The 16,786-nt window shown below is 73.6% G+C and carries 2 protein-coding genes; one reads left to right on the forward strand and one right to left on the reverse strand.

The features are described 5' to 3' along the window. Positions 1 to 21: 21 nt before the first annotated feature. Positions 22 to 798, reverse strand: a complete 777-nt coding sequence (locus ACFYNU_RS23520) for an alpha/beta fold hydrolase (protein WP_356588512.1) — start codon at positions 796 to 798, stop codon at positions 22 to 24. Between the two features lie 293 nt (positions 799 to 1,091). Between ACFYNU_RS23520 and ACFYNU_RS23525 the strand changes: the two genes are divergently transcribed. Next, positions 1,092 to 16,769: a type I polyketide synthase gene (locus tag ACFYNU_RS23525; protein WP_356588514.1), complete on the forward strand. Its 15,678-nt coding sequence runs from the start codon at positions 1,092 to 1,094 to the stop codon at positions 16,767 to 16,769. Positions 16,770 to 16,786 lie beyond the last annotated feature (17 nt).

Raw genomic sequence — 16,786 nt, forward strand, 5'->3', positions numbered from 1 at the left:
GCGGGCCGCGCCGCCGTCGACTCAGGCGACGCGGTCCCGCGCGGCCGACCAGCGGGCGATGTGGTGGTTGACGGCGGCGATGACGGCGGCGGCCTGGTCGTTGAGATAGAAGTGACCACCGGGGAAGACCTGGATCTCGAAGTCCGCCTCCGTGTGATCGGCCCACGCCCGCGCGTCGTCGACGGGCACCTGCGGATCGGCGTCGCCGACCAGCGCCACGACCGGACACGCGACCGAGGCGCCCGGTTCGCTCCGGTACGACTGCACGGCCGCGTAGTCGCTGCGCAGCGCGGGCAGGATCATGCGCAGGATGTCGTCGTCACCGAGGACCTGTGCGTCGGTACCGCTCATCCGGCGGACCTCGTCGAGGATGTTCTCGTCCGTGGACAGCTCACGCGTCGACACACATATGCAGGGCGGCGCGCACCGCCCGGAGACGATCACCCCCAGCAGATCCACGTCCGTGCCGCGCAGCCGCCGAGCGACCTCGAACGCCACCGTCGCGCCCATGCTGTGACCGAAGAGGGTCACCGGCCGGTCCGCCCACTCCAGCACCTCACGCGTCACCGCGTCGGCCAGCTCCGGAATGTTGTCGATGCCTTTCTCGTCCCGCCGGTCCTGCCGGCCCGGATACTGGACGGCCAGTACGTCCGTCCCGGGCGCGAGCGCCTTGGCCACCGGCAGAAAGAACGACGCCGAACCTCCCGCGTGCGGCAGGCACACCAGTTGGGTGCTCGCCGCCGAGGCCGGCCGAAAGCGTCGAATCCACGGCTGCGTTTCGCGGGATGCGAGAGTCATGATGTTTCGTAGCCTCATTCTGCGCGCGCACGTCGATTGAGCATTGCATGCCCAATGTGCCAGCGTAAGCCCCCCGTACGCAACCCCTAACCCCCCGGACCCGTGCGCGCGTTGGCGATATCGGGGGCAGTCCTTAGGGGTGGCTGAGGTAAATCTTCGTCGCTATCGTGTCGAGCGTATTCGCCACTGAATTCATATCGATTCTGGGCGTGGTGAAGGCCGCGGAAAAGCCGCAACGAAACTGATTGGTAATTCGTGCTGGTGCGCCGTGCTGAGTTCGACCGGAGCGATGGGTGACGTCGGTGGGGAACAACGAAGAAAAGCTGCTCAACTACCTCAAGCGCGCGACAGCCGACCTCCGCGACGCGCGGCGGAAGCTGAGCGAGGCCGAGGAGCGGCAGCACGCCCCGATCGCGATCGTGGGGATGGCCTGCCGGTTCCCGGGAGGCGTGACGTCCCCCGAGCAGCTGTGGCAGCTCGTCGCCGCAGGCGCGGACGGCGTCACCGGCTTTCCCGCCGACCGCGGCTGGGACACCGAGGGGCTGTACGACCCGGAACCGGGAAAGCCCGGCACGACTTACGTCCGCGAGGGCGGCTTCCTGCACGACTCCGCCGACTTCGACCCCGCGTTCTTCGGGATATCGCCGCGCGAGGCGCTGGCGATGGACCCCCAGCAGCGGCTGGTCCTGGAGACGTCCTGGGAGGCGTTCGAGCGCGCGGGCATCGACCCGCACACGGTGCGCGGCTCACAGACCGGTGTCTTCGCCGGTGTGATGTACCACGACTACGGATCATGGGTCCGGGAGATCCCCGACGAGCTGGCCGGTTATCTCGGCAACGGCACGTCCGGCAGCATCCTCTCCGGCCGGATCGCCTACACCCTGGGCCTCGAAGGCCCCGCCATGACCGTGGACACCGCCTGCTCGTCCTCCCTCGTCGCCCTCCACTCGGCGATGCAGGCGCTGCGCCGGGGCGAGTGCTCGCTGGCCCTGGCCGGCGGGGTGACGGTGATGTCGACCCCGGACACCTTCGTCGAGTTCAGCCTCCAGCAGGGCCTCGCCGCCGACGGCCGGTGCAAGCCGTTCGCGGCGGCGGCCGACGGCACCGGCTGGGGCGAGGGCGTCGGCATGCTGCTGCTGGAGACGCTGGCCGACGCGCGGCGCAACGGGCACCAGGTGCTCGGCGTCGTACGCGGCTCCGCCGTCAACCAGGACGGCGCCTCCAGCGGTATGACCGTCCCCAACGGCCCCTCCCAGCAGCGGGTCATCCGGGCCGCGCTGGCCGACGCGGGGATCGAGGCGTCCGGGGTGGACGCCGTCGAGGCGCACGGCACCGGCACCCGGCTCGGCGACCCCATCGAGGCGCAGGCCCTGCTCGCGACGTACGGCAAGGAACGCCGGGAGCCGCTCTGGCTGGGGTCGGTGAAGTCCAACATCGGGCACACGCAGGCCGCCGCCGGTGTGGCGAGCGTCATCAAGATGGTCATGGCGATGCGGCACGGCGTGCTGCCCCGGACGCTGCACGTGGACGCGCCGTCGCCGCACGTGGACTGGTCCCAGGGGCCGGTGGAACTGCTCACCGAGGCGCGGCCCTGGGACAGCGGCGACCGGCCGAGGCGCGCGGGCGTCTCGTCGTTCGGGCTGAGCGGCACCAACGCGCACGTGATCCTCGAACAGTCACCGGCGCAGGAGCCGGCGCCGGGCACGACGGCCGAGGCCGCGAGCCCCGCCGGGACGCCCGCCGCCCGCTCGGCCGCCCCCGCCGCCGTGCCGTGGCTCATCTCCGGCGCCAGCGACGGCGCACTGCGCGGCCAGGCGGCGCGCCTGCTGGCCCTGCTGGACGAGACCGCCCGGCAGAGCGCCGAGAGCCCCGCCCCCGACCCGGTCGACATCGGCCACTCACTCCTGCGCGGCCGGGCCGCGTTCGACCGCCGCGCCGTCGTGGTCGGCTCCGGCGCCGAGCAGTTGCGCGCGGGACTGACCGCGCTCACCGACGACGACCTGCCCGTACGGGTGGCGGCCACGACCGGCGGCAGACTCGCCCTCGTCTTCCCCGGCCAGGGCGCCCAGTGGCCCGGCATGGGCGCCCAACTGGCGGCGGAATCACCCGCGTTCGCCCGGCGTCTCGCCGAATGCGCCGCCGCGCTGGCCCCGTTCACCGACTGGTCGCTCACCGACGTCGTCAACGGCGCCGACGGCGCGCCCTCGCTGGAGCGCGTCGACGTCGTCCAGCCCACGTCGTTCGCGGTGATGGTGTCGCTCGCCGCGCTGTGGGAGTCGTACGGTGTGCGCCCCGACGCGGTCGTCGGCCACTCGCAGGGCGAGATCGCGGCGGCGGTCGTCTCGGGCGCCCTGACCCTCGAAGACGGCGCCCGCGTCGTCGCGTTGCGCTCGCAGGCCATCGCGCGGACCCTGGCCGGGGCCGGCGGCATGATGTCCGTACGGCTCCCGGTCGCCGAACTGGAGCCGCGTCTGCGCCCCGGCGTCTCCGTCGCCGCCGTCAACGGCCCCGGTTCCGTGGCCGTTTCGGGTGATCCGGCCGGACTCGACGCGCTGTACGAGGAGTTGACGGCCGACGGCGTACGGGTCCGGCGCATCGCCGTCGACTACGCCTCGCACTCGGCCCATGTCGAGCTGCTGCGCGACGAACTCCTCGACGTACTGGCGCCGGTGGCGCCCCGTACCTCCGAGATCCCGTTCTACTCCACCGTCACCGGCGACTGGCTGGACACCACGGCCATGGACGCCGGGTACTGGTACCGCAATCTGCGCCAACGCGTGCTGTTCTCGGACGCCGTCGAGGCACTGACCGAGGACGGCTTCGGCACGTTCGTGGAGTCCAGCGCGCACCCCGTCCTCGTCCCCGGCATCAGCGACAGCCTCGACGCGGGCGAGCACGACGGCACCGTGTCCGGCACCCTGCGCCGCGACGAGGGCGGACTCGACCGCTTCCTGCGCTCGGCCGGCGACCTGTGGGCCGCGGGCGTCGACATCGACTGGAGCACGGCCTTCCCCGCCGACGCGCGGCGCGTCGACCTCCCGACGTACGCCTTCGACCGGCAGCGCTACTGGCTGGACGAGACCGCCGTCGTCGGAGACGTCGCGTCCGCCGGTCTCCTGTCCACCGGACACGCGCTGCTCGGCGCCGCGTTCCAGCGCGCCGACGGCCAGGGCATGACCTTCACCGGCCGGGTCGGACTCGGTACACACCCGTGGCTCGCCGACCATGTGGTCGAGGGCCGCACGCTCTTCCCCGGCACCGGCTTCGTCGAGCTGGCGATCCGCGCGGGCGACGGGGTGGGCCACTCCCGCCTCGAAGAACTCACCCTGGGCGCACCCCTGTTCCTGCCCGGCACGGGCTCCGTGGTGGTGCAGGTCCAGATCGACGCGCCCGCCGACGGATCCCCCGACCGGCGCGACGTCGCCGTCTACTCACGGCCCGAGGACGCGCCCGCCGATCTGCCCTGGACCCGGCACGCCACCGGCACACTCGCCGCCGCGCACAGCGGCCCCGGCTTCGACCTCACCCAGTGGCCCCCGACGGGCGCCGAGCCCTTCGCCGTCGACGACGTCTACGGCCGGCTGGCCGACGCCGGACTCGCGTACGGCCCCGCCTTCCGCGGGCTGCGCGGCGCCTGGCTGCGCGGCACGGAGATCTTCGCCGAGGTCGCCCTGCCCGCCGGGGCCCGCGAGCAGGCCGGACGGTACGGGCTCCACCCCGCGCTCCTCGACGCCGCGCTGCACGCGATCGGACTCGGGGCCGACGCCGCCGCCCGGACCACGGGCGGCGCCGAACTGCCCTTCGCCTGGCAGGACGTCGAGCTGTTCGCGACCGAGGCCACCGGCCTGCGGGTACGCGTACGGCCGATCGCACCCGGCACCGTCTCCATCGAGGCCGCCGACACCACCGGGACACCCGTCGCGTCGGTCGGTTCACTGGCGCTGCGCCCCGTCACCGCCGAGCAGTTGGCGGCCGGCGCGAACGCGACGCGCGACGCGCTCTTCCGGGTCGAGTGGCAGGAGACGGCCACCGGCGCGGAGCCGGAGGCCCGGCGCTGGACCGTGATCGCCCCGGCAGCCGCCCGCTCCCTGGCCGGCGCCCTCCCGGGCGCGGGGAGCGCCGACTCGCTCGACGACCTGACCGACCCCGACGCCGCGGCCGGCGTGGTCGTGCTGACGCCCCACCGCTCGGGGCCCGATCCACTCGCCGTCCACGAAGCCGTCGCCAGGACGTTGACGGACCTTCAGAGCTGGTTGTCCCGGGAACGGTTCGCCGATGGCACGCTCCTCGTGGTGACGCGCGGCGCGACCGACGGCACCGACCTGGCCGGAGCGGCCGTCTGGGGCTTGCTGCGCACCGCCCAACAGGAGAACCCCGGACGGTTCGTGCTCGTGGACCTGGGCGAGCACGACGAACCGTCGGACCTCGCCCGTCTCCTGCCCCGGGCCGCGGCGCTCGGCGAGCCCGAGATCGCCGTACGCGCCGGCGCGCTCCGCGTACCACGCCTGGTACGGGCGTACGAGAGCCCGACCACCCCCACGGCGACCGACGGCGCACCCGTCTGGAACCCCGAAGGCACCGTCCTGGTGACCGGCGCGAGCGGCACACTCGCGGCCTCGGTCGTCCGCCACCTCGTCGCCGAGCGCGGTGTGCGGCATCTGCTGCTCCTCAGCCGCAGCGGCGCGACGGTCACCGACCTCGGCGACGCCACCGTCACGGCGCTGGCCTGCGACGTCACCGACCGGTCCGCGCTCGCGGCGGCGCTGGCGGCCGTTCCGGCCACGCACCCGCTGACCGCCGTCGTCCACACGGCGGGTGTCCTGGACGACGGCACGATCCCGTCGCTGACCCCGGAGCGGGTGTCCGCCGTACTGCGGCCCAAGGTCGACGCCGCCTGGCATCTGCACGAACTGACCGCCGGCCTGACCCTCGACCACTTCGTCCTGTTCTCGTCGTTCGCCGGCCTCGCAGGCAGCGCCGGACAGGCCAACTACTCGGCCGCCAACGCCTATCTCGACGCCCTCGCCCTCCACCGCAGGGCGGCCGGCCTGCCCGCGCACGCGCTCGCCTGGGGCTTCTGGGACAGCGCGAGCGGCATGACCGGCCATCTCGACGCCGCCGACCGCGCGCGGATCGGCCGCGGCGGTATCGCCCCGCTCTCCACCGGCGAGGGACTGGAACTCTTCGACGCGGCCGTCACACACGCCGAGCCCGTCCTCGCGCCCGCACGTCTCGACCTGGCCCAACTCCGTTCCCAGGGAGCCGAGTCGCAGGCACTGTTCCGCGTACTCGTGCCGACGGCGACCCGACGCGGCGTCGCGGGAGCAGCCGCGACGGCCACGGCCGACGCCGACTCCTGGCAGGGCGCGCTCCTCGCCCTCCCCGAGGCCGAACGCGAGCAGCGGCTGCTCGATCTCGTACGCGGCCAGGCCGCCGCCGTACTCGGCCACGGCAGCGCCGCCGCCATCGAACCGACCCGCGCCTTCCGGGACTTCGGCTTCGACTCGCTCACGGCCGTCGAGCTGCGCAACCGGCTGAACTCCGCCACCCGGCTGCGACTGCCCGCCACTCTCGTCTTCGACCACCCGTCCCCACTGGTCCTCGCGCGCTTCCTCCACGGCGAGCTGGCCGGACTGGTCTCAACTCCCGCCGCGACGCCCGCTGTTGTGACCGGCGCCCCGGCGACCACGGACGAACCCGTCGCGATCGTCGGCATGAGCTGCCGCTACCCCGGCGACATCGCGTCCCCCGAAGACCTGTGGCGCCTGGTGTCCGGCGGCGTCGACGCCATCTCGGACTTTCCGCACGACCGTGGCTGGGACATCGACGGCGTGTACGACCCCGAGCCGGGTGTCGAGGGCAAGTCGTACGTCCGCCAAGGCGGATTCCTCGCCGGAGCCGCCGACTTCGACGCCGGATTCTTCGGGATCTCGCCGCGCGAGGCACTGACGATGGACCCGCAGGAGCGACTGCTCCTCGAACTGTCCTGGGAGGCGTTCGAGCGCGCGGCCATCGCCCCCGACGCCGTACGCGGCAGCCGGACCGGTGTCTTCGCCGGGCTGATGCACCACGACTACGCGGCCAGCAGCAGCGGCGGCAGCCTGGTCTCCGGCCGTATCTCGTACACCTTCGGCCTCGAAGGCCCCGCGATCACCGTCGACACCGCGTGCTCGTCGTCGCTGGTCGCCCTGCACTGGGCTGCTCGCTCGCTGCGCGCGGGCGAGTGCTCGCTGGCCCTCGCGGGCGGCGTGGCCGTGATGTCGACACCGGAGATGTTCGTCGACTTCAGCCAGCAGCGCGGTCTCGCGCCCGACGGCCGCTGCAAGTCCTTCTCCGCGGGCGCCGACGGCGCGGCCTGGTCCGAGGGCGCGGGCATGCTCCTGCTGGAGCGGCTCTCCGACGCGCGCCGCAACGGTCACCGGGTGCTCGGTGTCATACGCGGCTCCGCCGTCAACCAGGATGGCGCGTCGAACGGCTTCGCCGCCCCCAACGGCCCCTCGCAGCAACGCGTCATCCGCGCCGCGCTGGCGAACGCGGGACTGACGGCGGCGGACGTCGACGTCGTGGAGGGCCATGGCACCGGAACCTCCCTCGGCGACCCGATCGAGGCGCAGGCGCTCCTCGCCACGTACGGGCAGAACCGCGAGACACCCCTCATGCTCGGCTCGATCAAGTCCAACATCGGGCACGCGCAGGCCGCCGCCGGAGTCGCCGGCGTCATCAAGATGATCACGGCCATGCACCACGAGGTCGTGCCCCGCACCCTCCACGTGGACGAGCCCAGCGACCAGGTCGACTGGTCGACCGGCGCCGTGGAGCTGCTGACCGAGGACCGCGCGTGGCCGGCCGTCGACCGGCCCTGGCGGGCGGGTGTGTCGTCCTTCGGCATCAGCGGCACGAACGCGCACGTCATCGTGGAACAGGCCGCACCCCAGGACGAGCCGGCCCGACCGGAGTCCCCGGCCGGCACGCCCCTGGTCCCGCTGGTCCTCTCCGGGCGCAGCGCACGGGGCGTACGCGAGACGGCGCGCAATGTCTCGGCCCTGCTGGACGGCGGCGTGGCCGCGCGGGACGCCGCGTACTCCCTGGCGACCGCACGCGGTGCGCTCGACCACCGCGCGGTGGCCGTCGGCGGGGACGCCGACGAACTCCGGGCGGCACTGACGAAGATCGCCTCCGGCGGCACGCCGCTGCGGATGGCTCCCGGTGGTGGTCTGGGGTTGGTGTTCTCGGGTCAGGGGTCGCAGTGGGTGGGGATGGGGCGTGGTCTGTACGAGGCGTTCCCGGCTTTCGCGGTGGCGTTGGACGAGGTGCTGGACGTACTGGACGGCGATGTGCGGTCGGTGTTGTGGGCGGAGCTGGAGTCCGCCGAGGCGGCTTTGCTGGGTGAGACGGGGAGCACGCAGCCGGCGTTGTTCGCGGTGGAGGTGGCCCTTTTCCGGTTGTTGGAGTCGTGGGGTGTGCGGCCGGACGCTCTGGGTGGTCATTCGGTCGGTGAGATCGCCGCCGCGCATGTGGCGGGGGTGTTGTCGTTGTCGGACGCTGCCGCTTTGGTGTCGGCGCGTGGTCGGTTGATGCAGGCGCTGCCGACGGGTGGCGCGATGGTCGCGGTCCAGGCGACGGAGGAGGAGACGACTCCGCTGCTGGGCGAGGGTGTGTCGTTGGCGGCGGTCAACTCGCCTGGTTCGGTGGTGGTTTCGGGTGCGGAGGACGCGGTGGCCGCGGTCGCCGGGCACTTCACCGCCCTGGGCCGTAAGACGTCGCGGCTGAAGGTGTCGCACGCGTTCCACTCCGCGCTGATGGCCCCGATGCTGGACGACTTCCGCGACGTGGTGGCCGGTCTTGAACTCCGGGAGCCTCAACTGCCGTTGATCACCGGCGGTGACGTGCGGTCCGTCGACTTCTGGGTCGACCACGTACGCGACACCGTCCGGTTCGTGGACGTCGTGCGACGTATGGAGTCCCAGGGCGTCACGACGTTCGTCGAGATCGGCCCGGACGCCGTGCTCTCCGCGATGGGACCCGAGTGCGTCACCGGCGACGACACCGCGTTCATCCCGCTCATGCGCCGTCACCGGGACGAACCGCGCACCGCGCTGGAGGGTGTCGGTCGGGCCTGGACCCGGGGCGTGCCCGTCGACTGGCGTGCGCCGGTCCCCGGCGGACTGCCGGTCGACCTCCCCACGTACCCCTTCGAGCACCGCCGCTACTGGCTGGAGCCGTCCCCCGGCGCGGGCATGTCCGGTGGCAGCGGTCAGGACACGACGGACCATCCGATACTCGTCGCCGCTCTCGACCAGGTGGACTCCGATGGAGTCACGCTCACCGGCAGGCTCTCGCTCGGCACCCACCCCTGGCTCGCCGAGCACCGGGTGCACGACACGATCCTGCTGCCGGGAACGGCCCTGGTCGACCTGGCGTGGCACGCCGGCGCGTACGTGGAGTGCCCGACCGTCGACGAACTGACGCTGTACGCACCGCTGGTGGTCCCCGCCGACGGCGACGTACGGCTGCGCGTCACCGTCGGCGAACGGTCCGTGGCGGGCCGCCGGTCGGTCTCCGTGCACGGCCGGGCGACCGGCGAGGAATGGACCGAGTACGCGGGCGGCACTCTCAGCGAGGAACTGCCGGCCCCCGTCTCCCTCACCCAGTGGCCGCCGCCCGGCGCCACCCCGCTGGACGTCGGCGCCGCCTACGAGCGGCTGTCGGACGCCGGAATCGAGTACGGCCCCGTCTTCCGGGGCCTGCGGGCCGCCTGGCAGCAGGGCGCCGACATCTTCGCCGAGGTCGCGCTGCCCGAGGACACGGATCCGGACGGCTTCGCGCTGCACCCGGCGCTGTTCGACGCCGTCCTGCACGCGGGTGCCTTCCAGGGCACCGACGGACTGCCCTTCGTCTGGAACGGCGTCGCCGTGCACCGCACCGGCGCGACCGGCCTGCGGGTCAGGCTGACGGCGCGCGGCGAGAACGGGGTCGCGCTCACGGTCGCCGACACGGACGGCTCGCCCGTCGCGACGGTGGAGTCCCTGGTCACCCGCCCCGTGACCGCGGGGGCGCTCACGACCGGCGCCGACCGGTCGCTCCACCGCCCGCTGTGGCGGGAGCTGTCGGGCACCACGCCCTTCGACGGCACGATGACCGTGGTCACGGACCTGGCCGACCTCACCGCGGAGGCACCGGACGTCGTCGTCCTGCGTGTCGACCCGGCGGACGGGGACGGTACGGTTCCGTCGGCCGCCCGCGCGACGGCGCTAGGTGTGCTGACGGCCCTTCAGAACTGGCTCTCCGACGGGCGGTTCACCGAGTCACGGCTTGCTGTGCTGACCCGCGACGGCGCCCCGGCCACGGCCGATCCGAACCTCTCCCAGTCCCCGGTCTGGGGTCTCGTACACGCCGCCCAGGCCGAACACCCGGGCCGGTTCGTCCTGTTCGACACCGCATACGGCCCCGACGCGACGGGCGTGTCCGACGAGGCGCTGCGCGCCGCGCTGGGCTGCGGCGAGCCCGAGGTCCGGATCATCGAGAACGGCACGCTTCTCGTACCGCGCTGGACCCGGACGAAGGCGGTGGACGGCCCGCGCATGCCCGCCTCCGTCCTCATCACCGGCGGCACCGGCGGTCTCGGCGCGGCGGTCGCCCGGCATCTGGCCGGGACCCACGGCGTACGCGACCTGGTCCTGGTGAGCCGGCGTGGCCCCGAGGCCCCCGGCGCCCAGGAACTGCGCGCCGAACTGACGGCGCTCGGCGCCGAGGTGGCGCTCGTCGCCGCCGACGTGTCCGAACGGGACGCCGTGGCGGCGCTGTTCGCCGCCCATCCCGTCGACGGAGTCATCCACGCGGCGGGTGTACTGGCCGACGGGCTCGTCGAGTCGCTGACGGCGGATCAGTTCGACACCGTGTTCCGCCCGAAGGCGGACGCGGCGTGGAATCTGCACGAGCTGAGCGGCGATCTCTCCCTCTTCGTGCTGTTCTCGTCGGCGACCGGCGCCATCGATCCGGCCGCCCAGGGCAACTACGCCGCCGCCAACGCCTTCCTCGACGCCCTCGCCCAGCACCGCGACTCCCTCGGTCTGCCGGCCACCTCGCTCGCCTGGGGCTTCTGGGACGAGGAGGGAATGGGCGCCCAGCTCGACGCCGCCGACCGGGAGCGCATCCGCCGTACCGGCATCGCCGCGCTGTCGACCGGGGAAGGACTCGCACTCTTCGACGCCGCCGTGGCCACCGGCTCCCCGGCGCTGGCCCCCGTACGGCTCGACACCCAGGTCCTGCGCTCCCGCGACGGTGAAGTCCCCGTCGTCCTGCGCGACTTGATCCGCCGGCCGGGCCGTCGGGCCACCGCCGGTGCCGGGCTGCCGTTCACGGTGAAGCTGACCTCGCTGCCCGAGGCCGAGCGGGAGGCGTACGTACTCGGCATCGTCCGCGCCGAGGTCGCCGCCGTCCTCGGCCACGACAGCGCCGCCGACATCGAACCGCGCCGCGCCTTCACCGACTTCGGCTTCGACTCGCTGACCTCGGTCGAGTTCCGCAACAAGGTCGCCGCCGTCACCGGTCTGCGACTGCCCGCCACCGTCGTCTTCGACCACCCCACACCGCGCGCGCTCGCCGACCATCTGCTGGCGGCGGCGATCGAGTCCGCGCCGGCGCGGGCCGCCACGACGGCGACGGCCGCCGACCGCGACGATCCGATCGTGATCGTCGGCATGAGCTGCCGCTACCCGGGCGGTGTCGCGTCGCCCGACGACCTGTGGGAGCTGGTCTCCGGCGGCGTGGACGCGATCTCCGGCTTCCCGGCCGACCGGGGCTGGGACCTGGAGTCCCTGCACGGCGCGGCCCCCGGCCAGTCGTACACCGCCGAGGGCGGGTTCCTCTCCGGCGCGGCCGACTTCGACGCCGACTTCTTCGGGATCTCGCCGCGCGAGGCGCTGGCGATGGACCCGCAGCAGCGGCTGCTCCTGGAGACCGCCTGGGAGTCGTTCGAGCACGCGGGCATCGACCCGGACTCCCTGCACGGCACCGACACAGGCATCTTCGCCGGTGTCATGTACCGCGACTACGGCAGCACCTTGACCGCCGTCCCCGACGACCTGCTCGGCTACTTCGGCAACGGCACCCTCAACAGCGTGGTCACCGGCCGCGTCGCCTACTCGCTCGGCCTTGAGGGCCCCGCGGTGACCGTCGACACGGCGTGCTCGTCGTCGCTGGTCGCCCTGCACTGGGCCGCGCAGGCCCTGCGGGCGGGGGAGTGCTCGCTGGCCCTGGCCGGCGGGGTGACGGTGATGTCCACACCGGGCACGTTCGTGGAGTTCTCCCGGCAGAACGGCCTTGCCTCCAACGGGCGTTGCAAGTCGTTCTCCGTCGACGCCGACGGCACCGGCTGGTCCGAGGGTGTCGGCCTCGTCGTCCTCGAACGGCTCTCCGACGCCCGCCGCAACGGGCACCGGGTGCTCGCCACCGTCCGGGGCTCGGCGATCAACCAGGACGGCGCGTCCAACGGCCTCACCGCCCCCAACGGCCCCTCGCAGCAGCGGGTGATCCGCTCCGCGCTCGCCAACGCGGGCCTGTCGACGTCGGACGTCGACGTCGTGGAGGCGCACGGCACCGGTACGCGGCTCGGTGACCCCATCGAGGCGCAGGCGCTCCTCGCGACATACGGGCAGGACCGCGAGACGCCGCTGCTGCTGGGCTCGATCAAGTCGAACCTCGGGCACGCGCAGGCCGCCGCCGGTGTCGCCGGTGTGATCAAGATGGTGCAGGCGATGCGGTACGGGCAGGCGCCCCGGACCCTGCATGTGGCGGCACCGTCGGACCAGGTGGACTGGAGCGAGGGCGCCGTCGAGCTGCTGAGCGAGGCGCGCGACCTGCCGGCCGTCGGCCGGCCGTGGCGGGCCGGGGTGTCGTCGTTCGGCATCAGCGGCACCAACGCGCATGTGATCCTCGAACAGGGCCCGGACGCCGACGCGTTGACACCCGGGCCCACCACCGAGACCGGGAGCCCCGTCGGCCCCGTCGTTCCCCTCGTCCTGTCGGGCAAGACCGAGCGCGCCGTCCAGGACCAGGCGGACCGGCTGCTCGCGATCGTCGACGGCGCGCCCGCCGTGGACGTCGCCCACGCCCTGGCCACCACCCGCGCCGCGCTCCAGCACCGCGCCACCGTCACCGGCGGCACGCCCGACGAGCTGCGCGCCGCCCTGACGGCCCTCGCCCGGGGCGGCCCGGCCACGGACCTCGTCCGCGGCACGGTCTCCGGTGGCGGCCTCGGCCATGTCTTCTCCGGCCAGGGCTCGCAGTGGGCCGGGATGGGACGTGGACTGTACGAGACGTTTCCCGCCTTCGCGTCGGCGCTGGACCGTGTGTGCGCGCTGCTCGACAAGGAACTGCCCCGTCCTCTCACCGAGGTGATGTGGGCGGAGCCCGACTCGCCCGACGCGGCCCTGCTGAGCCAGACCGGCTACACCCAGCCCGCGCTCTTCGCGGTCGAGGTGGCGCTGTTCCGGCTCCTGGAGTCGTGGGGGCTGCGGCCGGACGCCGTGGGCGGTCACTCCATCGGTGAGATCGCCGCCGCGCACGTCGCGGGAGTCCTGTCGCTGTCGGACGCCGCCGCGCTGGTCGCGGCCCGTGGCCGGCTGATGCAGGCACTGCCCGCCGGTGGCGCGATGGTCGCCGTCCAGGCCACCGAGGACGAGGTCACCCCGCTGCTGAGCGACACCGTCTCGCTCGGGGCCGTCAACGGCCCCGGCGCCGTGGTGGTCTCCGGTGTCGAGGAAGCCGTGCTCGCCGTCGCCGACCACCTCACCTCACTCGGCCGCAAGACGTCACGGCTGAAGGTGTCGCACGCGTTCCACTCCGCGCTGATGGCCCCGATGCTGGACGACTTCCGCGCCGTCGTCTCCGGTCTCGAACTCCGGGAGCCACAGCTGCCGTTCGCCACCACAGGGGACGTGCGGTCCGTCGACTTCTGGGTCGACCACGTACGCGAGCCCGTCCGCTTCATGGACGTCGTCCGCACGATGGAGGGCGCGGGCGTCACCACCTTCCTGGAGATCGGGCCGGACGCCGTCCTGACCGCCATGGGACCGGCCTGTGTCACCGGCCAGGACATCGCGTTCGTCCCCGTGCTGCGCCGCGACCGCGACACGGTCCGCACCGCTCTCCAGGGCGTCGGCCGGGCCTGGACCCGGGGCGTGCCCGTCGACTGGACGGCGCTCCTGCCGTCCGCCCGGCGCGTCGACCTCCCGACGTACGCCTTCCAGCACAGCCGCTACTGGCTCGAAGGCTCCCCGCACACGGGCGACATGGCGGGCGCCGGGCAGGAGGCGGCGGACCATCCGATGCTCGCCGCCGTCGTACCGTCACCGGACACCGACACCGTCACCCTCACCGGGCAGCTCTCCGCGCGCGGCCTGCCGTGGCTGGCCGACCACGCCGTGCACGGCGTCGTGATGGTGCCGGGCACCGCGCTCGTCGAGCTGGCGATGCGGGCCGGCCGTGAGGCAGGCGCCCCCGCCGTCGAGGAACTGACCCTGGAGGCACCGCTGTTGGTCCCCGGTACGGGAGCGACCGCGCTACGGGTGGACGTCGCCGAACCCGACGGGACCGGCCGCCGCCGGATCCGGCTGCACTCCCGCCCCGACGGCGGCGCGTGGCAGCGACACGCCACCGGCTACGTCAACGCGACCGTGACCGGGCCCGATCCGGCCGGCGTCGATCTCGTGGCCTGGCCGCCGCCGGGTGCCGAACCGCTCGAAGTGAGCGGTGCCTACGACGAGTTGGCCGACCGCGGCTACGCGTACGGCCCGGCGTTCCAGGGGCTGCGCGCCGCCTGGCGCCGCGACGACGAGACCTTCGCCGAGGTCGAACTGCCCGAGCACACGGACCCGTCGGGCTACGGCATGCACCCCGCCCTGCTGGACGCCTGCTGGCACGCCCTGCTCCTCGGCGCCCAGGACGAACGCCCCGTCCTGCCGTTCGCCTGGACCGGCGTCGCCCTGCACACCGAGGCGCCCACCCGGGTACGGGTACGCATCGCCCCCGCGGGACCCGACACGATGACCATGACCATGACCGTCGCCGACCCCGCCGGGCGCGTCGTCGCCACGGTGACCGGTCTCGTCGCCCGGCCCGTCTCCGCCGAACAGCTCTCGGCCGGTCCGCGTTCGCTGTACCGGATCACCCCCACCCCCGTCTCCGCGCCGGCCACCGCCGAGACGGAGAAGCGGAGTTGGGCGGTGCTCGGCGCGGACAGCCTCGGACTCGGCCTGCCCGTCCACCCCGACCTGGCAGCCGTCCCGGACCCGGCACCCGACGTCGTCACCTACCACTGCCCCGTCCACGAGGGGCCCGTGCCCGACGCCGTCCGTACCGCGACGGTCGATCTGCTCGGCCTGCTGTCGGCGTGGCTCGCCGAACCCCGGCTGGCCACCACCCGCCTCGTCCTCACCCTCGGCGACCACCTCAGCCAGTCGCCCCTCGCCGGACTCGTCCGCGCCGCCCAGGCCGAACACCCGGGCCGCATCACCCTCGTCCATCTGCGCACCACCGACGCCCGCCTGCTCACCCGCGCCGTCACCGCCGACGAGCCCGAACTCACCCTCGGCGACGACACGATCGAGGCACCCCGGCTGACCAGGATCACCGATCTCCCGGAGCCCGCCGACCTCACCGACCCGGCCGGGCCGGCCGTCGAAGGCCCCGTCCTGATCACCGGCGGCACCGGCGGTCTCGGCGCGATCGTCGCCCGGCACCTGGTCCGCACGCACGCCGTACGCGAGCTGGTCCTGGCCAGCCGGCGAGGCCCGGAGGCGCCCGGCGCCGACGACCTGCGCGCAGAACTCACCGCGCTCGGGGCCCGGGTGACCCTCGTCGCCTGCGACGCCGCCGACCGGGACGCGCTGGCCGCCACACTGGCCCGCCATCCCGTGCGCTCCGTGGTGCACGCCGCCGGAGTCGTGGACAACGGCGTACTCGCCTCACTGACCCCGGACCGGGTCGCCGCCGTGCTCCGGCCCAAGGTCGACGCCGCGTGGAATCTGCACGAACTCACCGAAGACCTCGCCGCGTTCGTCCTGTTCTCCTCGTCGGCGGGCACACTCCTCGGCGCCGGACAGGCCAACTACGCCACGGCGAACGTCTTCCTGGACGCCCTGGCCCGCCACCGGCACACCCTCGGCCTGCCCGCCGTCTCCCTGGGCTGGGGCCTGTGGGACACCGACTCCGGCATGGCCGGCGAACTGGACGAGGCGGGCAAGCAGCGCATGCGCCGCCTCGGAATGCCGGCGATCGGCACCGACGAGGCACTGGGTCTCTTCGACGCCGCACTCGGCGCCCGCGACCCCGCCGTACTGCCGATCCGCTTCGACACCGCCGCCCTGCGCTCGCGCGGCGACGACCTGCCCGCCATGCTGCGCGCCCTGGTCCCGCGGCCCGTCCGCACGACGGCCGCCGCCGCCCCGGTCGCCTCCGCGACCGAGGACCTGGCGAAGGTCCTGGCCGGTCTGGAACGCGAGGACCAGGACGCGTACTTGAGCACACTCGTACGCGGACATGTCGCCGCCGTGCTCGGCCACCCCGACGCCGCGACGATCGACCCCGGCCGCGCGCTGCGCGAGATGGGCTTCGACTCGCTCGCCGCCGTCGAACTGCGCAACCTCCTCAGCGCGGCGACCGGTCTGCAACTCTCCGCCACGCTCGTCTTCGACCACCCGTCGGTCGACGCCCTCGCCCAGCACCTGGGCGATCAGCTCCTCGACCACGGCGTCGACCCGACGGCGCTCGCGCTCGCCGAGGTCGACCGGCTCGCCGAGGCCCTGACCCGGACGGACGCCGACCACGCGTCGGTCACCAACCGGCTGGAGGCGCTGCTGCGGCAGTGGCGGGACACCGAATCCGCCGAGGACACCACCGCGCGGCGCGACTTCGACTCGGCCACCGACGACGAGCTGTTCGCCCTCCTCGACAACGAACTCCCGGACTGAGCCTCCGCCAGGACCGG

This window comes from Streptomyces sp. NPDC006643 (assembly GCF_042870175.1).
Classification (GTDB): Bacteria; Actinomycetota; Actinomycetes; order Streptomycetales; family Streptomycetaceae; genus Streptomyces.